This is a genomic window from Mesorhizobium sp. RCAM 05099 (assembly GCF_059683685.1).
The window spans coordinates 2235875-2255591 of record NZ_CM185035.1; the positions used below are offsets into that span (position 1 = coordinate 2235875).

Annotated in this window: 20 protein-coding genes and 1 pseudogene; 14 read left to right on the forward strand and 7 right to left on the reverse strand. The window is 62.6% G+C overall.

All coding sequences use genetic code 11. The annotated features are described in order from the left end of the window. The first annotated feature begins 98 nt into the window (after positions 1-98). Positions 99-494 (forward strand): (R)-mandelonitrile lyase, encoded by a 396-nt coding sequence (locus AC56QQ_RS10970; protein ID WP_497127000.1) that lies wholly within the window; start codon positions 99-101, stop codon positions 492-494. A 67-nt stretch (positions 495-561) separates the two neighbouring features. On the opposite strand, the gene AC56QQ_RS10975 is transcribed toward AC56QQ_RS10970, so the two are convergent. Beyond that, positions 562-1764 (reverse strand): pyridoxal phosphate-dependent aminotransferase, encoded by a 1203-nt coding sequence (locus AC56QQ_RS10975; RefSeq protein WP_497128934.1) that lies wholly within the window; start codon positions 1762-1764, stop codon positions 562-564. A 197-nt stretch (positions 1765-1961) separates the two neighbouring features. On the opposite strand from AC56QQ_RS10975, the gene AC56QQ_RS10980 reads away from it, so the two are divergent. The 3 genes from AC56QQ_RS10980 (at position 1962) to AC56QQ_RS10990 (ending at position 4572) form a co-directional block, all read left to right on the forward strand. Beyond that, positions 1962-2858, forward strand: a complete 897-nt coding sequence (locus AC56QQ_RS10980; protein ID WP_497127002.1) for an EAL domain-containing protein — start codon at positions 1962-1964, stop codon at positions 2856-2858. Continuing rightward, a complete protein-coding gene (locus AC56QQ_RS10985) occupies positions 2855-3703 on the forward strand; it encodes an EAL domain-containing protein (RefSeq protein ID WP_489862748.1) in 849 nt (282 codons plus the stop codon). Before AC56QQ_RS10980 ends, AC56QQ_RS10985 begins: the two co-directional genes overlap by 4 nt. 260 nt (positions 3704-3963) lie before the next feature. After that, positions 3964-4572, forward strand: coding sequence for a glutathione S-transferase family protein (locus AC56QQ_RS10990; protein ID WP_497127004.1), 609 nt, complete (start codon positions 3964-3966; stop codon positions 4570-4572). 303 nt (positions 4573-4875) lie between these two features. Here AC56QQ_RS10990 and AC56QQ_RS10995 read toward each other — a convergent pair whose 3' ends face one another. Beyond that, positions 4876-5088 (reverse strand): cold-shock protein, encoded by a 213-nt coding sequence (locus tag AC56QQ_RS10995; RefSeq protein ID WP_010910991.1) that lies wholly within the window; start codon positions 5086-5088, stop codon positions 4876-4878. Positions 5089-5371: 283 nt separating this feature from the next. Here AC56QQ_RS10995 and AC56QQ_RS11000 point away from each other — a divergent pair, with 283 nt between their 5' ends. Next, positions 5372-5701: a hypothetical protein gene (locus AC56QQ_RS11000; protein WP_497127006.1), complete on the forward strand. Its 330-nt coding sequence runs from the start codon at positions 5372-5374 to the stop codon at positions 5699-5701. Between the two features lie 28 nt (positions 5702-5729). Here AC56QQ_RS11000 and AC56QQ_RS11005 read toward each other — a convergent pair whose 3' ends face one another. Further along, on the reverse strand, positions 5730-6299 hold the full coding sequence (locus AC56QQ_RS11005) for a methylated-DNA--[protein]-cysteine S-methyltransferase (RefSeq protein ID WP_497127008.1): 570 nt from the start codon (positions 6297-6299) through the stop codon (positions 5730-5732). A gap of 181 nt (positions 6300-6480) precedes the next feature. On the opposite strand from AC56QQ_RS11005, the gene AC56QQ_RS11010 reads away from it, so the two are divergent. Then, a complete protein-coding gene (locus tag AC56QQ_RS11010) occupies positions 6481-7434 on the forward strand; it encodes a transglycosylase SLT domain-containing protein (protein WP_497127010.1) in 954 nt (317 codons plus the stop codon). A 5-nt stretch (positions 7435-7439) separates the two neighbouring features. After that, the gene (locus AC56QQ_RS11015; protein ID WP_497127012.1) at positions 7440-7928 is read left to right on the forward strand and encodes a GNAT family N-acetyltransferase; all 489 of its coding nucleotides are present in this window, start codon (positions 7440-7442) and stop codon (positions 7926-7928) included. A gap of 251 nt (positions 7929-8179) precedes the next feature. Here the strand turns inward: AC56QQ_RS11015 and AC56QQ_RS11020 are convergent, their stop codons facing one another. Further along, a complete protein-coding gene (locus tag AC56QQ_RS11020) occupies positions 8180-8515 on the reverse strand; it encodes a hypothetical protein (RefSeq protein WP_497128936.1) in 336 nt (111 codons plus the stop codon). Between the two features lie 143 nt (positions 8516-8658). Here AC56QQ_RS11020 and AC56QQ_RS11025 point away from each other — a divergent pair, with 143 nt between their 5' ends. Continuing rightward, complete coding sequence (locus AC56QQ_RS11025; RefSeq protein WP_497127014.1) at positions 8659-9402, forward strand: DUF899 family protein; 744 nt, start codon at positions 8659-8661, stop codon at positions 9400-9402. A 12-nt stretch (positions 9403-9414) separates the two neighbouring features. On the opposite strand, the gene AC56QQ_RS11030 is transcribed toward AC56QQ_RS11025, so the two are convergent. After that, a complete protein-coding gene (locus AC56QQ_RS11030) occupies positions 9415-9567 on the reverse strand; it encodes a hypothetical protein (RefSeq protein WP_497127016.1) in 153 nt (50 codons plus the stop codon). A gap of 115 nt (positions 9568-9682) precedes the next feature. Here AC56QQ_RS11030 and AC56QQ_RS11035 point away from each other — a divergent pair, with 115 nt between their 5' ends. The 5 genes from AC56QQ_RS11035 (at position 9683) to AC56QQ_RS11055 (ending at position 14278) form a co-directional block, all read left to right on the forward strand. Next, a complete protein-coding gene (locus AC56QQ_RS11035) occupies positions 9683-10636 on the forward strand; it encodes a YihY/virulence factor BrkB family protein (RefSeq protein ID WP_497127018.1) in 954 nt (317 codons plus the stop codon). 199 nt (positions 10637-10835) lie between these two features. After that, positions 10836-11300 (forward strand): cupin domain-containing protein, encoded by a 465-nt coding sequence (locus tag AC56QQ_RS11040; RefSeq protein ID WP_497127020.1) that lies wholly within the window; start codon positions 10836-10838, stop codon positions 11298-11300. Between the two features lie 288 nt (positions 11301-11588). Further along, entirely contained in the window at positions 11589-11981 is a 393-nt protein-coding gene (locus AC56QQ_RS11045) for a RidA family protein (protein ID WP_497127022.1), read from the forward strand. A gap of 270 nt (positions 11982-12251) precedes the next feature. Beyond that, positions 12252-12644, forward strand: a complete 393-nt coding sequence (locus tag AC56QQ_RS11050) for a RidA family protein (protein WP_091579332.1) — start codon at positions 12252-12254, stop codon at positions 12642-12644. 227 nt (positions 12645-12871) lie between these two features. Then, positions 12872-14278 carry an RNA/DNA-binding domain-containing protein gene (locus AC56QQ_RS11055; protein WP_497127024.1) on the forward strand — a complete coding sequence of 469 codons (1407 nt, stop codon included), beginning with the start codon at positions 12872-12874 and terminating at the stop codon, positions 14276-14278. 139 nt (positions 14279-14417) lie between these two features. On the opposite strand, the pseudogene AC56QQ_RS11060 reads toward AC56QQ_RS11055, so the two are convergent. Further along, positions 14418-14630, reverse strand: a pseudogene (locus tag AC56QQ_RS11060) (hypothetical protein); the annotation flags it as partial. Positions 14631-14720: 90 nt separating this feature from the next. On the opposite strand from AC56QQ_RS11060, the gene AC56QQ_RS11065 reads away from it, so the two are divergent. After that, positions 14721-15896 (forward strand): FAD-dependent monooxygenase, encoded by a 1176-nt coding sequence (locus AC56QQ_RS11065; RefSeq protein ID WP_497127026.1) that lies wholly within the window; start codon positions 14721-14723, stop codon positions 15894-15896. Between the two features lie 101 nt (positions 15897-15997). On the opposite strand, the gene carB is transcribed toward AC56QQ_RS11065, so the two are convergent. Further along, positions 15998-19501: a carbamoyl-phosphate synthase large subunit gene (carB, locus tag AC56QQ_RS11070; protein ID WP_497127028.1), complete on the reverse strand. Its 3504-nt coding sequence runs from the start codon at positions 19499-19501 to the stop codon at positions 15998-16000. Between the last annotated feature and the right edge of the window lie 216 nt (positions 19502-19717).

Consider the following 19717-nt stretch of genomic DNA (forward strand, 5'->3'; position numbering starts at 1 on the left):
ACGGCGCGGCATATCGGAGGAAAGTGCCGGCTTGCGCCAAAGCCAGGAGAGGCGGCCTTCCGCCGCCAGTCCGCCACCAGATCAAGGACCCACCGACCATGAAGATCATTGCCTGTGGCAGCGTGCCGACCATCGTAGCGCCGGAAAAATATTTCACCGGCCGGGTGCTGCAGACGCCGATCATCGATAAGGAGGCGCCGGCGCGGCTGCGGGCCACGCTGGTCAGCTTCGAGCCGGGCGCGCGCACCCATTGGCACACGCATCCGCTTGGCCAGACGCTCTATGTCACCGCGGGCGCCGGCCTTGCGCAGACATGGGGAGAGGCGGTCCAGGAGATCAGGGCCGGCGACGTCATCTCGTTCGCGCCTGGGGAAAAGCACTGGCATGGCGCGGCGCCGAAATCGGCGATGACCCATATCGCCATGCAGGAGGCGCTGGACGGTGTCCATGCCGACTGGCTGGAAGCGGTGACGTCAGCGCAATATGGCGGCTGAGTGCCGACCGAGCTCGCAAAAAACCCGGCGTGAGCCGGGTTTTTCATTTCCACTATGGCGTATCTGATCAGGTCAGTGACGCGGTGAACCGCTGGATGCGCGTGCAGGCTTCCTCCAGCATTGTCTCCGAGGTGGCGTAGGAGATACGGAAGTTCGGGCCAAGGCCAAAGGCTGAGCCGAACACCACCGCGACCCCCTCGGCCTCGAGCAGTTCCGAGCAGAAGGCCTCGTCGGTGTCGATCACCTTGCCGGCCTTGGTCTTCTTGCCGATCAGCTGGGCGCAGGACGGATAGACATAGAAGGCGCCTTCCGGCGACGGGCAGGTGATGCCGCGCGCCTGGTTGAGCATCGACACGACGAGATCGCGCCTGCCTTGGAAGATCGCCTTGTTCCTGGCAATGAAGTCCTGCGGGCCGTTCAGCGCTTCCACCGACGCCCATTGCGCGATGGTGCAGGCGCCGGAGGTCTGCTGGCCCTGGATCATGTCCATCGCCTTGATCAGCTGGACCGGGCCGGCCGCATAGCCGATGCGCCAGCCGGTCATCGCATAGGCCTTCGACACGCCGTTCATGGTCAGCGTGCGCTCATAGAGCTTCGGCTCGACCTCGGCGATGGTCTTGAAGACGAAGTCGCCATAGGTCAGGTGCTCGTACATGTCGTCGGTCAGCGTCCAGACATGGGGATGCTTCAACAGGACATCGGCCAGCGCGCGCAGTTCCGCCTGCGTGTAGGCAGCGCCCGACGGGTTCGACGGCGAGTTCATCAGCAGCCATTTGGTCTTCGGTGTGATCGCCTGTTCCAGCACCGCCGCTGTCAATTTGAAACCATTCTCGATCGAGGTGTCGGCAAACACCGAGGTGCCGCCGCAGATCGCCACCATTTCGGGGTAGCTGACCCAGTAGGGGCGGGGGATGATGACCTCGTCACCGGGGTTCAGCGTCGCCATGAAGGCGTTGAACAGGATCTGCTTGCCGCCGGTGCCGACGATGGTCTGCTCGGGCTTGTAGTCGAGATTGTTCTCGCGCTTGAACTTTTTCGCGATCGCCTCGCGCAGCGGCGCGATGCCCGAAACCGGCGGATACTTGGTCTCGCCACGGCGGATCGCCTCGATCGCCGCATTCTTGATGTTGTCGGGCGTGTCGAAATCCGGCTCGCCAGCGCCCAGCCCGATAATGTCACGGCCGGCATTTTTCAGCTCGCGCGCTTTCTGCGTCACCGCGATGGTGGCGGAAGGCTTCACACGGGAAAGGGTGTCGGCAAGGAAGGCCATGACCTTGAACGTCTCCAACAGAGGATCGGCACGGCCAGGATCAGCCGCGGCGCTTCTCATGTCGCATGATTTCGCGCAGTGCAAGCATTGTCGGCTGATCCAGATCTCAAGGACCCGTGATCGGCAACAATAAATTCATTAACGGGCGGTAGAGGCTTGAGTGGCAGGATGGCAATCCATTCGCGGAGCGAGGGACCGTGTCGCGCAGCATCGGGCTTGCCCATATCATCCGTCAGGACGACGGCACCTCCACCGGTGTCTGGGGCATCTACACGCTGCAAAGCGCCTTCCAGCCGATCTTCGCCTTCAAGGAAGGCAAGCTGGCGGTGGTCGCGTTCGAAGGTCTGATCCGGCCGTTCCGCGACGGCCAGCCGCAATCGCCGATGAATTTCTTCAGCACCTGCCCGTCCGCCGACCGCCTGCATGTCGAGGCGCTGACCAGGACGCTGCATCTGCTGAACGCCGGCGCCTGCCTGCCGCAGGAGGCGTCGATCTTCATCAATTTCGACCCGTCGGTGTTCACCGAACGCAGTGTTGCCGACAAGGCCCTGCGCGAAATGCGGCTGGTGCTGCACGAGGCGGGCATCGATCCACGCCGTGTCGTCTGCGAAGTGACCGAGCAGAGGTCGGCGTCGCAGGAAACCCTGCACAGCTTCGTCGCGACACTCAAGGCCAACGGCTTCCGCATCGCCGTTGACGACTATGGCGCCGATGACTCCGACATCAACCGCATCAAGGAACTGAAGCCCGATATCGTCAAGTTCGACGCCACCTGGATCACGCAGCTGATGGAATCCGGTGCCGGTTTCGCGCTCTTGACCACCATGGTGAGGAGCTTCGAGGAACAAGGCATCCATACGGTGTTCGAGGGCATCGAGGAGGCATGGCAGCTGGAGCTCGCCGAGAAATCGGGAGCCTCGATGGTGCAGGGTTTCGTGCTGGCGCGGCCCGAGCTGGCGCCGACCAGCTTTCGCGTCCTAGACAAGGACAGGCAGACACCCGCTGCCGCCGTTGCCGGCGACACGCCTGTTTCCGCCACGGCAGCGCATTCGGCGCGGCCGGCGAAAGCGTTCGGGCGCAGGGTGGCGACATGAGGCTGGAGCGGCGGCGCAATGTCGACGATGCGATCCATATCGACGAAGTTGGCATCGAGTACGGCATCCATGGCGAATTCCGGCTGCGCAGCGCCTATCAGCCGATCTTCGCGCCACGCGGCCGCTTCCTTCACGCCGTGGCGGTCGAAGCCCTCATCGAGCCGCACCGTGCCGGCCGGCCCAGTGCGGCGCGGGTGTTCTTCGATGGCGTTGCCGCTTCGGACCGGCTGTTTGTCGAGACCATGTGCCGGGTGTTGCATCTGCGGAATTTTCACAACATCGGCGTCGAAGGGCTTGATCTGTTCTTCAACTACAATCCGCTGATCAATGACCATCCCGGACGGGCGCTGGCCGAAATCCGGTTGATGACCAGGCATCTCGCTGACTTCGGCCTCGCCCCCGCCATGCTGGTTTGCGAAATCACCGAACAGTCGGCCGACGACGCGCTTCTCATGCGGCTGGTGCGCGAAATGCGGCGCGACGGCATCCGCATCGCCATCGACGATTTCGGCACCGGTCACTCCACCGAGGAGCGGGTGAGCCTGCTCAGTCCCGACATCGTCAAGATCGACGGCACCTGGTTCGCGGAGTTCTGCCGCCATGCCGCCGCCGAGCGGTTCTTCCGCCCGCTGGTTTCCACCTTGCACGACCGCGGCGCCAAGGTGCTGGTCGAAGGCATCGAGAACCCGACCCATCTGCGCGTCGCGCTGGAAGGCGGCGTCGACCTGCTGCAAGGCTATCACCTGGCCCGCCCCGCTCTGGCCGGAACGGTCTTCGAGGAAAAGCCGTTGTCCGTCGACACGCTGCTCGGCAGGGACAGCAAGGTCATTCCGCTGTTCGGCTAGGGCGTGCCGATATTCAGGTGATACCGGCCTGCGAACGGCGGTCTTCTGCGCTTCCGGTGCTCACGTACCACAAGTACGTTCCGCTCCGGTTCTCAAAGACCATCGTTCTCGGCTCGGCCTGACCTGAATCTCGACACGCCCTTGAACGACCGCGCTCCACACATCAGCGGCGCTGATGGTCTTGCCAAAACAAATCACTGGTAGCGGCTGCCGCCGCTGCGATAATCGCGCCAGGAAAGGCAGCGCTTCGGGGAACGGCAATGATACTCTACGGCATGATCGACAGCGGCAATTGCTACAAGCCGCGCCTGCTGATGGCCAAGCTCGGCCTCGCCTTCACCAATGTCGAAGTGAGCTCGCATACCGGCGAGACGCGAAAGGCGGAGTTTGTCGCCAAGAATCCGAACGCCATGGTGCCGCTGCTCGAACTCGACGACGGCCGGCGGTTGGCCGAATCCAACGCCATCCTGCTCTATCTGGCCGAAGGCACACGTTTCCTGCCGGCGGACAAGTATCAACGCGGGCTGGCTTATCAGTGGCTGTTCTTCGAGCAATACAGCCACGAGCCCTACATTGCCGTGCGCAAGGCGCTGCTGACTTTCCCCGAACGCGCCAAGGATGCGACGCCGGAGCGGTTGGCGATGACGCTGGAGCGCGGCAACAAGGCGCTCGGCGTGATGAACAAGCATCTGGAGGACAACGCCTTCTTCGCCGGCGGTGCGTTCAGCGTCGCAGACATCGCGCTCTATGCCTATACGCATACGGCGGAGCAGGGCGGCTTCCAGCTCGACGCCTATCCGGCGGTCGCCGCCTGGCTGAAGAGGGTGGAGGCGGATCCGCGGCATGTGCCGATCGAGTGGGTGGGGTAAGCCATCTCGGCGATTGGCGAAAGCTCCCGCGAGAGCGTCCTTCTCCCCATATAGTGACGGGGAGAAGGACGCAGCTCTGCCGGTTTCGCCAATCGCCTGAGTGCAGACAAACAAAAAGGCGGGATAAATCCCGCCTTCCCATTTCCGGTAGCCTGATCGGGAGCGTCTGGTCCGGGCTGGCAGCTATCTGCTGATCCAGCTTGTCGGGTCTTTCCGCTCCGGCGCGCTTCTCGCGCGACTGTCAGTACATCCGTGACTTGCCGCACGCCCCGGGCTCTCGCCCGGCGCGCGCCATTCGCAAAATCAGGCTGCCTTGCTCAGAGATCCAGCGGACGACTTGCCAGTGCGGCGGTCCTGCTCGATCTCGAAGTTGATCTTCTGGCCTTCGACCAGGGTCGACAGTCCAGCGCGCTCGACTGCGGAGATGTGGACGAAAACGTCCGCGCCGCCCGCGTCAGGCTGAATGAAGCCGAAGCCCTTGGTGGCGTTGAACCACTTGACCGTTCCAGTTGCCATTTTAGATAGTCCTTCAACATTTGCTTTAGATTGACCAGACCGAAGTCCAGCCGGTGTGCATCGAGATTTTGGAGATAGACGTCAGCAAACGCGAAGATCGCGAGGCCCGGATCGATCGGCCGAAATATCAATGGACCTCATATAGGCCACTTTCGCACAAAAAACAAGACTGCGTGAGAAAGCCGTGATCGAGATGCCGCCCAATGGCCGCCCCAATCTGGTGAAACCGTTGCCACGGATCGCGCCGTTTTCGAGCGGCGGATCAGGGTTTGGGGAGAGGACCATGAAGACCATTCTGCTTGCCGCCTGTATGACGCTGGTGGCCGCCCAGGCGCAGGCGATCTCGCGCTACGACCCGACGCGCATGAGCTGCGGCAAGGTTCAGGCGACGATCGCGCGGCAGGGGGCCGTCATCCTGCGCTACCAGTCGACGCGGGTGCCGGGACTGCCGCTCTACGACCGCTATGTGCAGAGCCAGCAATTCTGCACCATGGGCGAGGTGAGGACGCGCGCCTACGTGCCGAGCGCCGACACGAAGTCCTGCCCGGTCTACAACTGCAAGCGGCCGGACAATGAGCGGCATTTCCGCCGGCGGTTCTTCCACACCAACTAGGCGCTTTGTCCGGGCTTGCGGCCCTGGTTCAAAACCCGAAGGAAACCTGCGCCGGCGGCGGCGGGCCGACGCGCACGCCTTCCATGGCCAGCATCTTTTCCTTGGTGACGGAACCGCCGGGCGCCGAGAAGCCGCCGATCTTGCCGCCGGCGGCAAGGATGCGATGGCAAGGGATGACCAGCGGCACCGGATTGGCGCCAAGCGCCGCCCCGGTTTCGCGCGCAAGCCCGGCATGGCCGGCGGTCTTGGCCAGCTCGCCATAGGTGGTGGTTTCGCCAAAGGCGAGTTTTCGCGCCGCGTCATAGATGGCGAGGCGGAAATCGTCGATGCCGGCCAGATCGACCGGCACGCCAGTGAAGTCGACGTCCTCGCCCGCCGCATAGGCCTTGATCGAGGCGATCAGTTCGACCACCCATGGCGGCTGCGCCGTCGAGGCTGAAACACCGGCATGGCGCATCAGCCGCCGCTCCACCGCTTCGCGGCTGCGTTCGGGCAGGCAGAGCCGGATCAGGCCCTTTTCGCTCCAGGCGATGCCCATGAAACCGATCACTGTTTCTAACACTGCGTGGCCGGCTGTGATCGAAGATGTCGTTTCCATGATGCGCTCCTTTCCGCAAAGCGGCGAAAACCGGCATTGGTGCCGGTACATATCAGGAACAATATGGCATCAGGCCCCGAGTCTCGCCACCCGAAAACCACCTGATGGCCCCGATTGCCCGTCGGGAATCGCTGGTGTAAGGGATTTCTTAACGACCCGACGAACCGGACCCGAGCGCGGCTTGCCAGCAAAACTCAATCTTATCGCGATCGGCGTCATCATCGCCGCTGCCGGCCTCAGTGGCTGTACGTCGACCTCGCAGATGAAGTCCGCGCCTGCCCTGACCGAAACCGCGACCGCCGCGGGCGCCGACGCCGGCTTCACCATTCCTTTGCCGGAGACGGTTTCGGTGCTGCCGGAATCATCCGGCATTGCCCCCGTGCAGGCTGCCGACCTCTCGGCTGGCCCCACCGCGCCGGCACTCGATCCCGCCGCCCAGCCGGCGGCCGCCGCGACCGCCGCCTTTGCCGGATCGACCCCGACAGCGCCGGCCGTGCCCGCGGTGATGACCGCCAACGCGGCGCCCGCCGTGGTCAAGACCAACGCCACGGCCGCGACCGCCTATGCCATTGCCGGCGTCACGCCGGCCTCGGGCAAGCTGCCCCCGCTCGCCGCCGGCACGGTGTCCCAGGCGTCGATGATGCCCGGCGTGCAGCAGGCGGCCTATGTCGTGCCGCAGAACCCGGCTGCCCTGGTGCAGTTCCCGGCCGCGCCGGTTGGTCCGGCCGAAGAAGAGCATGCGACCGGCATGCGCGGCGACGTCGACCGGCTGATCGTCAAATACGCCGCGCTCTACCAGGTGCCGGCGGACCTGGTGCGCCATGTCGTCAACCGCGAGAGCACCTTCAACCCGAAAGCCTACAACAATGGCCATTGGGGGCTGATGCAGATCAAGCACGCAACGGCGCGCGGCATGGGTTATGACGGGCCGGCCAAGGGCCTGTTCGACGCCGAGACCAATTTGAAATACGCGGTGAAATATCTGCGCGGCGCCTGGCTGGTGGCCGGCGGCAACGCCAAGCGCGCCGACTGGCTCTACCAGACCGGCTATTATTTCGACGCCAAGCGCAAGGGCCTGCTCGAGGCGACCGGCCTCGGCACCGACCGCAAGCGGCGTCCGCAGCCCGACGCCTGAGCGCGATGCCTGAACCGCGTCCGCCGGCCCCGAACGACATCCGGCTGCGCAAGATCCTCGACGAGACGCTCGTTCCACCGCGCTGGCCCGATGGCTTCGTCATGCGCTGCTTCGAGCCCGGCGACGCGCCGGCCTTGCATGCACTGCTGAGCGAAGTGTTCGACGACGGCACCGATGGCCCGTTCGAGGAGTGGTGGCCGCGTGTCGCCAACGACCCTGAATTCGATCCGGCGCTGTGCTTCCTGGTCATCGACGCCAGGGGCCGGCTGGCGGCGGCTGCGCTGTGCTGGTCCCGCGCCTTCGTCAAGGACCTCGCCGTTCACCCCGAGGCGCGCGGCAAGGGCATCGCCGAGGCGCTGATGTGGCACAGCTTCGCCACCTTTCGCGAACGGGGCGCCGAGTGTGTCGACCTGAAGACCAACACGGTGGAGAACGCCGCCGCCGTCCGGCTCTATGAGCGGCTGGGGATGACGCCGGTCGCCTGGGAAGGCTAGGGCCTGTCGCATCCTGTCGATTGGTGCCGGCCGATTTTCCCGCCGCCGGGCGCAAACCACCCGCGCATTGTGAGCCGCTTCACATAGGCGGCTGCCGGCCCGTGCTAACGCAGCGTCATGACGCCATTCAGCCGATCCGGGATCGTCGATCGGCTGGGCACAGGAGGAGGCTGCACCGGCATGTGTCGGCCCCTCCGTGGCGGGTTCCGGGGCGGGGGTTTCGGGACCCGCCTTCATGCACGATCTTCTCCCTAGATGTCCGGTGCGTTGCCGATCTTCTGCTTGAGATCGAGCGCCCGGGCGCGGCCCTCGTCGCCGCCCCACAAAAGCCAGGCGATGTAGCCGGCCGACGGGTTCGCCTCGTTGCCATAGTTCCTGCCGCGTTTGTCGACCTCGTGGCGGGCGAAATAGCTGACCATGCGGCGGATGGTGGAGGGGGCGAGCTTTTCCCGGTTCTTCAGTTCGGTCGCCCGCGCCACGCCGATCTCGGTGCCGCCCCGGCCGAACTGCTTGCGCAGCCTGAGGCCCTTGGCGGCATTGTCGGCCACCACTTGCGGGCAGCGCAGGTCGATCTCGTCGTCGTGCATGGTTGTCCCCCGGATCGCGGTGCCGAACAGATACAACGCCATCCCGCCATGCGCAAAAATGTCGGAAGGGATGGCCGCGGAACGTCCTTGGGTCGCAGAGCAACCGCGCCGGGACGCCGGCGTCGTGACCCAAGGAGCCGATCATGATCACCTTTCCCAACGAATCCGCCCGATATCGCACCGCCCGCGAAAAACTGCTGCAGAAGGAAATCGAGCTGCGCCGCGCCATGGAGGACGTCGCCGTGGCGCGCCGCGCGCTGCCGCCGGGCGGGCTGATCCGCCAGGACTATATGTTCGACGCGCTGGACGCCGATGGCAAGCCCGCCAAGGTCAGGCTTTCGGAGCTGTTCGAGCCGGGCAAGGATTCCCTCATCCTGTACAACATGATGTTTCCGCGCCATCCGCAGGAGACGCGCGACGTGGCGACCAGCGGCGGGACGGCGAAGCTGGCGAGGCCGGACCAGCCATGCCCGTCCTGCACGGCGCTGCTCGACCAGTTCGACGGCGCGGTCGGCCATCTCACGGCGGCCGGCTTCAATTTCGCCGTGGTGGGCAAGACCGCGCTCGAAAACCTGGTCACGCTCGGCCGCGACAGAGGCTGGAAGAACATGCGGCTGGTGTCCTCGGCCGCCAACAGCTTCAAGCGCGACTACAATGCGGAGGCGGCCGACGGCGCGCAGATCCCGCTGCTGTCGGTGTTCCATCGTGACGCCGACGGCATCCGCCATTTCTGGTCGTCGGAACTGGATTTCGCCCCGACGGATCCCGGCCAGGACCCGCGCGGCATCGGCACCTGCGAAACGCTGTGGAACCTGATGGATTTCACGCCGCAGGGCCGGCCGAACTGGCACGAGCAGCTGCAATATGGCAAGGCGTGCTGTCATTGACAGCCGGCTGGTTCAGCCGCCGAGCTTCAGTTCGGAGTGGCTTTTCAGCACATGGTCGCCATCCACCTGCGCAATGAGATAGGCGGGTTCTTGCCTGCCCGCCTTGCGCACGGTTTCCGCACCATTGATCGTGCGCTTCACATCGCTGGTGAAGCTCTCGCTCAAGTCGGCCGGAACATCGGAAGATCCGCTGCATTGATAGTAGACGGTTTGCGACCCCCTTCACGGATTCGAAGTGCGACTCACAATTAGAAACATTTGGGACTTGGTGCGAGAAAGCGTGGTTGGCTTTGTCAACGACAATGCCCTTAGTCATGGCGCGGCGATGGCCTTTTATGCCGCAACGTCGCTGGCCCCAGTTCTAATAATTGTCGTCGCGATAGCTGGCATCGCATTTGGTCATCAAGCAGCGCAGTTGGCGTTGTCTGCTCAGATATCGGGGCTGATGGGTTCAGAAAGCGCAGCGCTCCTTCAGACAGCGCTCGAAGGGGCATCCAGCAAATCATCGGGGACCCTGGCGGCCATCGTTGGCGTGGCCACCTTGCTCGTCACCGCCTCTGCCGTCTTTGGCGAGATGCAGCAGGCCCTGAATGCAATATGGAAGGTTGAAACGAAGGGGAGTTCGCTGTCGCGTCTCTTGCGGGCGCGTGCAGCAAGTCTCGGCTTGGTCGCCGCACTCGGCTTTATGTTGCTGGTGTCCCTGGTGGCGAGCGCCGCGATCTCGGCTCTGGGCAACATGATCAGCGCTCAATTGCCGTTCGGCGAATTTGTTCTGAGCGCGATCAACACCTTGATTTCCTTTTCCCTGATCTCCGTGATGTTCGCCGCTATCTACAAAGTCTTGCCGGATCGTGCCTTGGAATGGCGGGATGTCGGGATCGGTGCTGTCGTGACCGCCGCTCTGTTCACATTGGGCAAGTCGCTTATCGGTTGGTATATCGGCACAAGTGCGATCGCATCGTCATATGGTGCGGCCGGAGGGCTGCTCGTCATACTGCTCTGGGTCTACTATTCATCGGAGATCTTTCTGCTCGGTGCAGAGTTGACCCGCGCCTATTCCGTTCGACACGGCAGTAGGTCCGACCTGAACGGGCTGGTTCAAAATGCGTCCACTTCAGAAAAAACTGTTTCAAGTCGCCAAAAGCCCAGCTCTTCGGGCGCCGTTGCGTTGTTGGCGGTGGCGTGCGTGAGTGCAACGATGACAGCCTTTCTGCTGGGGCCTCGTCGCCCATAGCGTCAAGATGGACAGACCATGCGTGTGATGGTGCGCTGTGGGACGGCGAGGATGAGGGCGAGGTGACGCTGTAGAGGGGGGCGCCGTAGAGCGCCACGGCGGGCGCTTCAACGCGGCCTGGCGAACCGACCGCCGCAAGGTGGCTCTGTGCCTGCGCCTGCCGTGGATTAGACTGCGGTCATCAATCCGAGGAGCAGCAATGCCCAAGATCGACCTGTCAGCGGTGCCCGTGCGCAAGGGCTCGGGCTACCCATCGCCCTTCGACCAACCCTGTGCGTCCCGCACGCGGCGGCGTCTCGGCGATGCCGGTGGCCTCACCGATTTCGGCGTCAACCTGATGACATTGCCATCGGGCGGCTGGTCGAGCCAGCGCCACTGGCACAGCCATGAGGACGAGTTCGTCTACGTGCTGGAAGGCGAACTGACGCTGGTCGAGGACGGCGGCGAGACGCTGCTGCGCGCCGGCGATTGCGCGACCTTTGCCAAAAACAGCGGCAACGGCCATCACCTGATCAACCGGTCGTCCACGACGGCGCTTTATCTCGAGGTCGGCTCGCGCAACCCGGACGATGTCATCTCTTGCTCCGACATCGACATGATGAGCCCGAGTTCCGACGGACGCTTCCTGCACAAGGATGGCACGCCCTATCCGGGGCAGGGGTGAGTCCTTGCTCTGGACCTTGCGTCGGCGCTGGCGTTCGGCTGGCGGCGCGATAAGCTCGCTGCAAACCGCCGGGTGTCGCCATTGCTTTTTTGCGAAGCGGACCCTCACCCCTAACCCCTCCCCACAAGGGGGAGGGGAATGTCGCATGCGCTGACCCAGCCAAACCGCCGACGTTTGGGCATCAGGCGTGGGTCTGCGCGGCCTTGTCCTCCTCCCCCTTGTGGGGAGGGGTTAGGGGTGGGGGTCCTCGTAAAGCGACCGTCTTGTTCCAAACAAAGGGAGAGTGCCATGAAGAAGGAAGTCATCGAAGTGCCGGTGCTGTCGGCGGCCGTGCGCGCGCTGGGCGTGCCGCTGTCGCTGGTGACCAGGGCCGCGGGGCTGGTCTTCGTGTCCGGCACGCCGCCGCTCGATATCTTCACCGGCAGGCTGGTCAGGGGCGACATCGAAACACAGACCGAAGCGTCGCTGACGGCGCTGAAACATTGCCTGGAAGCGGCCGACACCTCGCTGGAAAACGTGGTGATGGTGCGCATCTACGCCGTCAATTCCGGCTTCTACAACGCCATCAACCGGGTCTATGCCAGGCATTTTCCCGAAAATCCGCCGTCACGGACCTTCGTGCCGGTGGCGTCATGGCCGATGGAGTTCGATATCGAGATCGAGTGCGTCGCGGTGGCTTGAGCCCTGGACCATGCGTCGGCGCTGGTGTTCCGCCAGTGCCGAGATAAGCTCCCTAAAATCTATCGCAAAGACCCCTCATCCGGCCGCTTCACGGCCACCTGCGCCGGGGCGAGTCACTTGCCTCGCCCGTCCTTCGGACCCCCGCTGGGGAGAAGAGACTGGCGCCCGCGCTGGCAATCTCCTCTCCCCTCGGGGAGAGGTCAGCCGAGCGAAGCGGAGGCTTGGGTGAGGGGGCCTTTGCGCCAGCCTGACCAACAAAGGGATATTGCCATGAAGAAGGAAGTCATCGAGGTGCCGGTCATGTCGGCCAAGGTGCGGGCGCTCGGCCTTCCCTGCTCGACAGCGGTGAGGGCCAACGGCTTCGTGTTCATCTCGGCAACGCCGCCGGTGGACATGGTGACCGGCGAGATGGTGCGCGGCGACATCGAAACGCAGACCGAAGCGTCGTTGAAGGCACTGAAACACTGCCTGGAAGCGGCCGGCACCTCACTGGAAAACGTGGTGATGGTGCGCATCTATGCCGTCAATTCCGGCTTCTACAACGCCATCAACCGGGTTTATGCGAAGTATTTTTCCACGAACCCACCGGCGCGCAGCTTCGTCCCGGTGGCGTCTTGGCCGATGGAGTTCGATATCGAGATCGAGTGCGTGGCGGTGGCGTGAGGGAGGGGCAAATCGCCTTCTCGCTCATCAAGAGAATTAGCGAGGACGGAACTCGGGCAAAATCTCATAATTCCGCTTGTCTTTCAAAGAAACTCGCTCTCAAATCTTGACAGGATAGGAGCGCCGATTCATCTGCCAAGCTGTCGACATTGCCAATATGGCAGAATTGGCATGCAGTTACTTGATCAACGACGTCTGGCAAGGGTTTGGCCAGATTTGAGGGTATCATGGCGATTCCAGAGGTGTCGAAACAGGAAGTTCTTAAGCTCGCCTCGACAGTCGAGGACCAATTCTTTGATCGGAAGGGGAGATCCATCTCAGGGAAAGGTGTACAGAAAGCAGTTGTAGCATTTGCCAATGCGGATGGTGGAGAGATTGTTGTTGGCATAAAAGACGATAAAGAGAGTCCTGACCTAAGTAAAAGATGGGATGGTGCGAAGGACCCAGAGGAATTTAATCAGGTTATTCAAAGCATTATCGAGTTGAGCCCTTCGGTTGGGTTTCGATATGAATTTTTATCTTGCCAAGAATATAATGGATATATTATTAGATTATTTATAGATAAGAGTCGAGAAGTTTGTATGACTTCCGATAAAACTGTGTATGTCCGAGTGGGTGCTCAAAGTCTCCCCCTAAAGGAACCTCAGAAGATCACCCAGCTGGCTTTCTCGAAGGGCGCCCAGTCATACGAGAATCGAAGAATAGATGGTGTAAAGCCTGAGATTATTGTCGATTCGAATGAGATGAAACGTTTCATTGAAGAAGCTAAGATAATTCCGAATTCGCTGTCGTATGCAATAAACGAAGGTTTTATTGCTCAGGACGATTGGGTGCCTTTGGCTTCTGGTGTTCTTCTATATGCCGATAATCCTCAAGGGGTTTTCCCAACGCGTTGCGAAACCAGGATTGTTTTCTACGATACGAAGGAAGAGAAGCCAGAGCGCCATCATTTGAAGATAAATGAAACGATTGGAGGGCCGCTCTATCAGCAGATTCACGCAGCAATCAAGCGTATTACAGAGATAATGTCAGGAATTAGCATTCTGACGCCCGCGGGGCTAACAAAGGTATCGTACCCTCCCGAAGCGATATGGGAAATTGTCGTAAATGCAATGATCCATCGTGACTATTCTATATCAGATGACATACAAATAGTTATATTTCAAAATAGAATAGAAATATTGAGTCCAGGAAAATTACCTGGGAATGTAACGGTGCACAACATCCTTGACGTGCGTGATAGTCGAAATCCTAAAGTAGTTAAGGGGTTGAGAAGATATAAGGACGCTCCGAATCAGGATCTCGGAGAGGGGTTGAACACCGCTTTTGACAAAATGAAAGAATGGAGATTGCAACCTCCTATTTTCGAAGAAGCAGGAAATTACCTTAAGGTGACCATCGGGCATAAGCCACTGGCTACCCCCGAGGAGGCGGTTTTGAAATACCTCGAACTTCACGACGAAATCCGAAACTCTGTCGCCAGAGAATTAACCGGGATTAGATCAGAGAACCAGATGAAAGAGGTGTTTTATCGACTTCGCGATAGGGGGCTTATTGAACAAGTTCCAGAAAAGAGAGGGAATGCGTCAGCTTGGCGTAAGGTGGCAAAAGAAACTACTATTTCCACCTTTTAAGTGCGACGAAGGTTTAAGGTCATGAAGCTTGGCCGATACATTTTTGCATCAGGTGGACGGTGCTGCCCCTCATCTGCCTGCCGGCACCTTCTCCCCATTGAACGGGGAGAAGGGAGCTGATCACCTAGGCAAAATACTCCTACACCGCAATCGCCTCCGTCACAGTCGCTGCACCCGACAGGGTCGTGTAGTACGGCGTCGTGTAATACGGCACCTTCTGCATCAGCGTGGCGCGGCGGAGCGACTTGGAGTCCGGCACCGCCTTCTGCGGGGTGTTGAAGACGATCCGCACCTGGCGGTTGCGGATGGCGTCGTCGATGTGGGGACGGCCTTTCAGCACCTTGTTGATTTTTGCCTGCCTTGTGCGCCGGCGTCAGGGCGCCCATAGTCAAGGGCGGCCGCTGTGCCGGCAAGGACTGACAATGCTTGAGCAGCCGGAGCCATGAGCACGAGCCCCCTACGCGTGGCGGTCGTTGGCGGCGGCATTGGTGGCGCCGCCACGGCTTTCGCCCTGCATCAACGCGGCATGGAGGTTCGTCTCTACGAGCAGGCGGCGGCCCTGGCCGAGGTCGGCGCCGGCGTCGCCATCCAGCCGAACGGTGTGCGGATGCTTCGGCGGCTCGGCCTTGGCGACGAGTTGCTCCGCTTGGGGGCGAGATGGATCGACCCGCAGTTTCGCCGCGCCGATGGCGCCTATGCCGCGGCGATGTGGCCGCCCGAGCTTGCCGGCAAAATCGAGTTCCAAGGCATGCACCGCGCCGATCTGCTGGCCATGTTCGTCGACCGGCTGCCTGCTGATCGTGTGAAGGCTGGCCACAGATGCATCGGCTTCGAGCAGGATGACGGGCAGGCCGTGATCACTTTCGCCAATGGTTTGCGCGCCACGGCTGACGTCGTGATCGCGGCCGACGGCATCCATTCGACCCTTCAGCAGTTCGTCGTTACCCCGTCCGCCCCACTCTATTCGGGATCGGTCGCCTATCGCGGGGTGATCCCGGCGGCGAGCGTCTCGTGGCCGCCGGGAGCGATGCGCAACTGGCTCGGTGCAGGCAGGCATTTTCTCGTCTTTCCGGTGCGCGCCGGCCTGCTCGTCAACTATGTCGGCTTTGTCACGACCGACGAGCCGTTGAAGGAGTCATGGTCGGCGCGGGGCGATCCCTCCGCCCTTGCCCTCGAGTTCGCCGGCTGGGACCCGATGGTCGAGGCGATCATCGCCCAGGTGAAAACAACGTTTCGGTGGGGCCTGTTCGATCGCGAGCCGCTCGCAAACTGGACCCGCGGGCGCCTGACCCTGCTCGGTGACGCCGCCCACCCGATGCTGCCGCACATCGGGCAAGGCGCCAATCAGGCCATCGAAGACGCCGTTGCCCTGGCGACGGTGCTGAGCCACGCGGACCGCAAGTCAGCGCCACAGGCGCTGCTGATCTACGAGCAGCTTCGGCGCGAGCGCACCGCCGGGGTCCAGCGCATGTCGCGCGTGAGCGGTGCTCGCTATGATGCCTCCAGCGGAGATTTGCATGCCCGCGACCGCAAGCTTGATGCCCAGCGGCAGGAACGCGCCTGGGTCTGGAATTACGACGCTTATGCGGAAGCCGAGACCGCCGCCGCTTCGCTTTAGAGCATGATCCCGAAAAGTGGAATCCGGTTTTCGGGAAAGATCATGCTCAAACAAAGAGAGAGATAGAGCCCCATCCCGATTCCGTCGGGATGGAACAGGCTCTAGGCAAAATACTCCTGCAGCGGCCTCACCTCGAGGCTTCCCGCCTTCAGCGCCGCGATCGCCTCCGCCACCGCGGCCGCGCCCGACAGCGTCGTGTAATACGGCACTTTCTGCATCAGCGTGGCGCGGCGCAGCGACTTGGAGTCAGACACCGCCTTCTGGCCATCAGTCGTGTTGAAGACGATCTGCACCTGGCGGTTGCGGATGGCGTCCTCGATGTGCGGGCGGCCTTCCAGCACCTTGTTGATCTTTTCCGCGACGACGTCGTTTTCGGCGAGGAAGCGCTGTGTGCCCGAGGTGGCCAGCACCTTGAAGCCGAGGCCGGCCAGGCGCTTGACCGCCGGCAATATGCCCTTCTTGTCCTCGTCGCGCACCGAGACGAACAGCGTGCCGGAGCGCGGCAAGTCGACGCCGGCCCCCAACTGGCTCTTGGCGAAGGCGAGCGCGAAGTCGCGGTCGAGGCCCATGACCTCGCCGGTCGAGCGCATTTCCGGGCCGAGCAGAATATCGACGCCGGGGAAGCGGGCGAAGGGGAACACCGCTTCCTTGACCGCGATGTGGCCCGGGTTCCTCGGGTCGGGCATGGCGCCGTAATGAGCGAAGGCGTCTTCCAGCGTCTCGCCGGCCATGATGCGGGCGGCGATTTTCGCTATGGGACGGCCGATGGTCTTGGCGACGAAGGGCACGGTGCGCGACGCGCGCGGGTTGACCTCCAGCACATAGACCGTGCCGTCCTTGATCGCATATTGCACGTTCATCAAGCCGCCGACATTGAGCGCGCGGGCAAGTGCCGCCGTCTGCCGCTCCAGCTCGTCGACCAGTTCCGAGGGCAGCGAGTGCACCGGCAGCGAGCAGGCACTGTCGCCCGAATGGATGCCGGCCTCCTCGATGTGCTCCAGGATGCCGGAGACGAAGGTCGACTTGCCGTCGCAGAGGCAGTCGACATCGACCTCGATGGCGCCACTGAGATAGGTGTCGAACAAAAGCGGGTTCTTGCCGAGGAGCGTGTTGATCTGGCCGGTCTTGTCGTTGGGGTATTTCTGCTTGATGTCCTCCGGCACCAGGCCGGGCACGGTGTCGAGCAGGTAGGATTGCAGCATGCTCTCGTCATGGATGATCTGCATGGCGCGGCCGCCCAGCACATAGGAGGGGCGAACCACCAAGGGGAAGCCGAGCTCGCCGGCGACGAGGCGGGCCTGCTCGACCGAATAGGCGATGCCGTTCTTCGGCTGGGTCAGGCCGAGCTTGTGCAGCAGCTTCTGGAAGCGGTCGCGGTCCTCGGCCAGATCGATCATGTCGGGCGAGGTGCCGAGGATGGGGATGCCGGCCTTCTCCAGCGCGTCGGCGAGCTTCAGCGGCGTCTGGCCGCCGAACTGGACGATGACGCCGACCAGCTCTCCAGAGGCCTGTTCGGCGCGCAGGATCTCCAGCACGTCCTCCGCCGTCAGCGGCTCGAAATAGAGACGGTCCGAGGTGTCGTAGTCGGTCGACACGGTCTCGGGGTTGCAGTTGATCATGATCGCTTCATAGCCGGCGTCGCGCAGGGCGAAGGCGGCATGGCAGCAGCAATAGTCGAACTCGATGCCCTGGCCGATGCGGTTGGGGCCGCCGCCGAGGATGACGACCTTCTTGCGCGACGACACTTTCGCCTCGTTGGCGAGGGCGCCGGCGAAGGGCACCTCATAGGTCGAGTACATGTAGGCGGTGGGCGAGGCGAACTCGGCCGCGCAGGTGTCGATGCGCTTATAAACCGGATGAACATCAAGCTTTTCGCGAATCTTCGCAATCACTTCGGCGTCGGTCTTCGTCAGCGACGCGAGGCGGGCATCGGAGAAGCCCATCGCCTTCAGCATGCGCAGATTGACGGCATCCTGCGGAATGCCGTGCTCGCGGATGCGCGCTTCCATGGCCAGGATGCCGGCGATCTGTTCGAGGAACCACGGATCGATCTTGCACATGGCGTGCACGTCTTCGAGCGACGTGCCCATGCGGATCGCCTGCGCCACCATGCGCAGCCGGTCGGGCGTCGGCGTGCCCAGGGCGGCGCGGATGGCGTTGCGGTCGTCGGCATGGTTGGCCGCCATGGCACCGTGGCCGATGCCGGGGATCTCGATCTCGTCCAAACCCGTCAGGCCGGTTTCGAGACCACGCAAGGCCTTCTGCAGCGATTCCTGGAAGGTGCGGCCGATGGCCATGACCTCGCCGACCGACTTCATGGCGGTGGTCAGCACCGGCTCGGCGCCGGGGAATTTCTCGAAGGCGAAACGCGGGATCTTGGTGACGACGTAATCGATCGACGGCTCGAAGGAAGCGGGCGTCGCGCCGCCGGTGATGTCGTTCTCCAGCTCGTCCAGCGTGTAGCCGACGGCGAGCTTGGCGGCGATCTTGGCGATCGGGAAACCGGTCGCCTTCGAAGCCAAAGCGGAGGAGCGCGAGACGCGCGGGTTCATCTCGATGACGACGAGGCGGCCATCGGCCGGGTTGACGGCGAACTGCACGTTGGAGCCGCCGGTCTCGACGCCGATCTCGCGCAGCACCGCGATCGAGGCGTTGCGCATCATCTGGTATTCCTTGTCGGTCAGCGTCAGCGCAGGGGCGACGGTGATCGAGTCGCCGGTATGCACGCCCATCGGGTCGATGTTCTCGATCGAGCAGACGATGATGCAATTGTCCGCCTTGTCGCGGACGACCTCCATCTCGTACTCCTTCCAGCCGAGCACGCTTTCCTCGATCAGCACTTCGGTGGTCGGCGAGGCGTCGAGGCCGGACTGGACGATGTCGTAGAATTCGGCGCGGTTGTAGGCGATGCCGCCGCCGGTGCCGCCCATGGTGAAGGACGGGCGGATGATGGCGGGCAGGCCGACATGGTCGAGCGCCTGGGCGGCGATCGCCATGCCATGGCTGATGTAGCGCTGCTTGCGGTCGCCTTCGCCGAGGTTCCAGCGCGTTTCCAGCGCGTCGAGCGCGGCGTCGAGATCGGTGGGCGCCTCGGCCTTGACGGCGGCGCGCTCGGCCTCGTGCATCTTGCGGTCGGCGTTCTTGACGTCGGTAGCGTTGGCCAGCATCGACTTCGGCGTTTCGAGCCCGATCTTCTTCATGGCCTCGCGAAACAAAGCACGGTCCTCGGCCTTGTCGATGGCCGTGGCGTCGGCGCCGATCATCTCGACATTGTAGCGGTCGAGCACGCCCATGCGGCGCAGCGACAAAGCGGTGTTGAGCGCGGTCTGGCCGCCCATGGTCGGCAGCAGGGCGTCGGGCCGTTCCTTGGCGATGATCTTGGCCACCACTTCAGGCGTGATCGGCTCGATGTAGGTGGCGTCGGCCAGTTCCGGGTCGGTCATGATGGTGGCCGGGTTGGAATTGACCAGGATGACGCGGAAGCCTTCTTCCTTCAGCGCCTTGCAGGCCTGGGTGCCGGAATAGTCGAACTCGCAGGCCTGGCCGATGACGATGGGGCCGGCCCCGATGATCAGGATCGACTTGATGTCGGTGCGTCTTGGCATGGCGTAGGTCCGTTCGGCGGGCGGCTTGCACAAAAAACCGGGACGGGAAGACCCGGCCGGTTGTGCTCGCGATTCTGGTATCAGGCTAGGAGGGCCTTATAGGGAAGAGTTTGCCCGATGTAACCCCGAAAATGCGAGCGGAGGCAGTGGGATTAGGCAGTAGGGATTGGGCAGTAGGTAGTAGGGCTTTTCAAGCGCCGTGAACGTACACCCCTA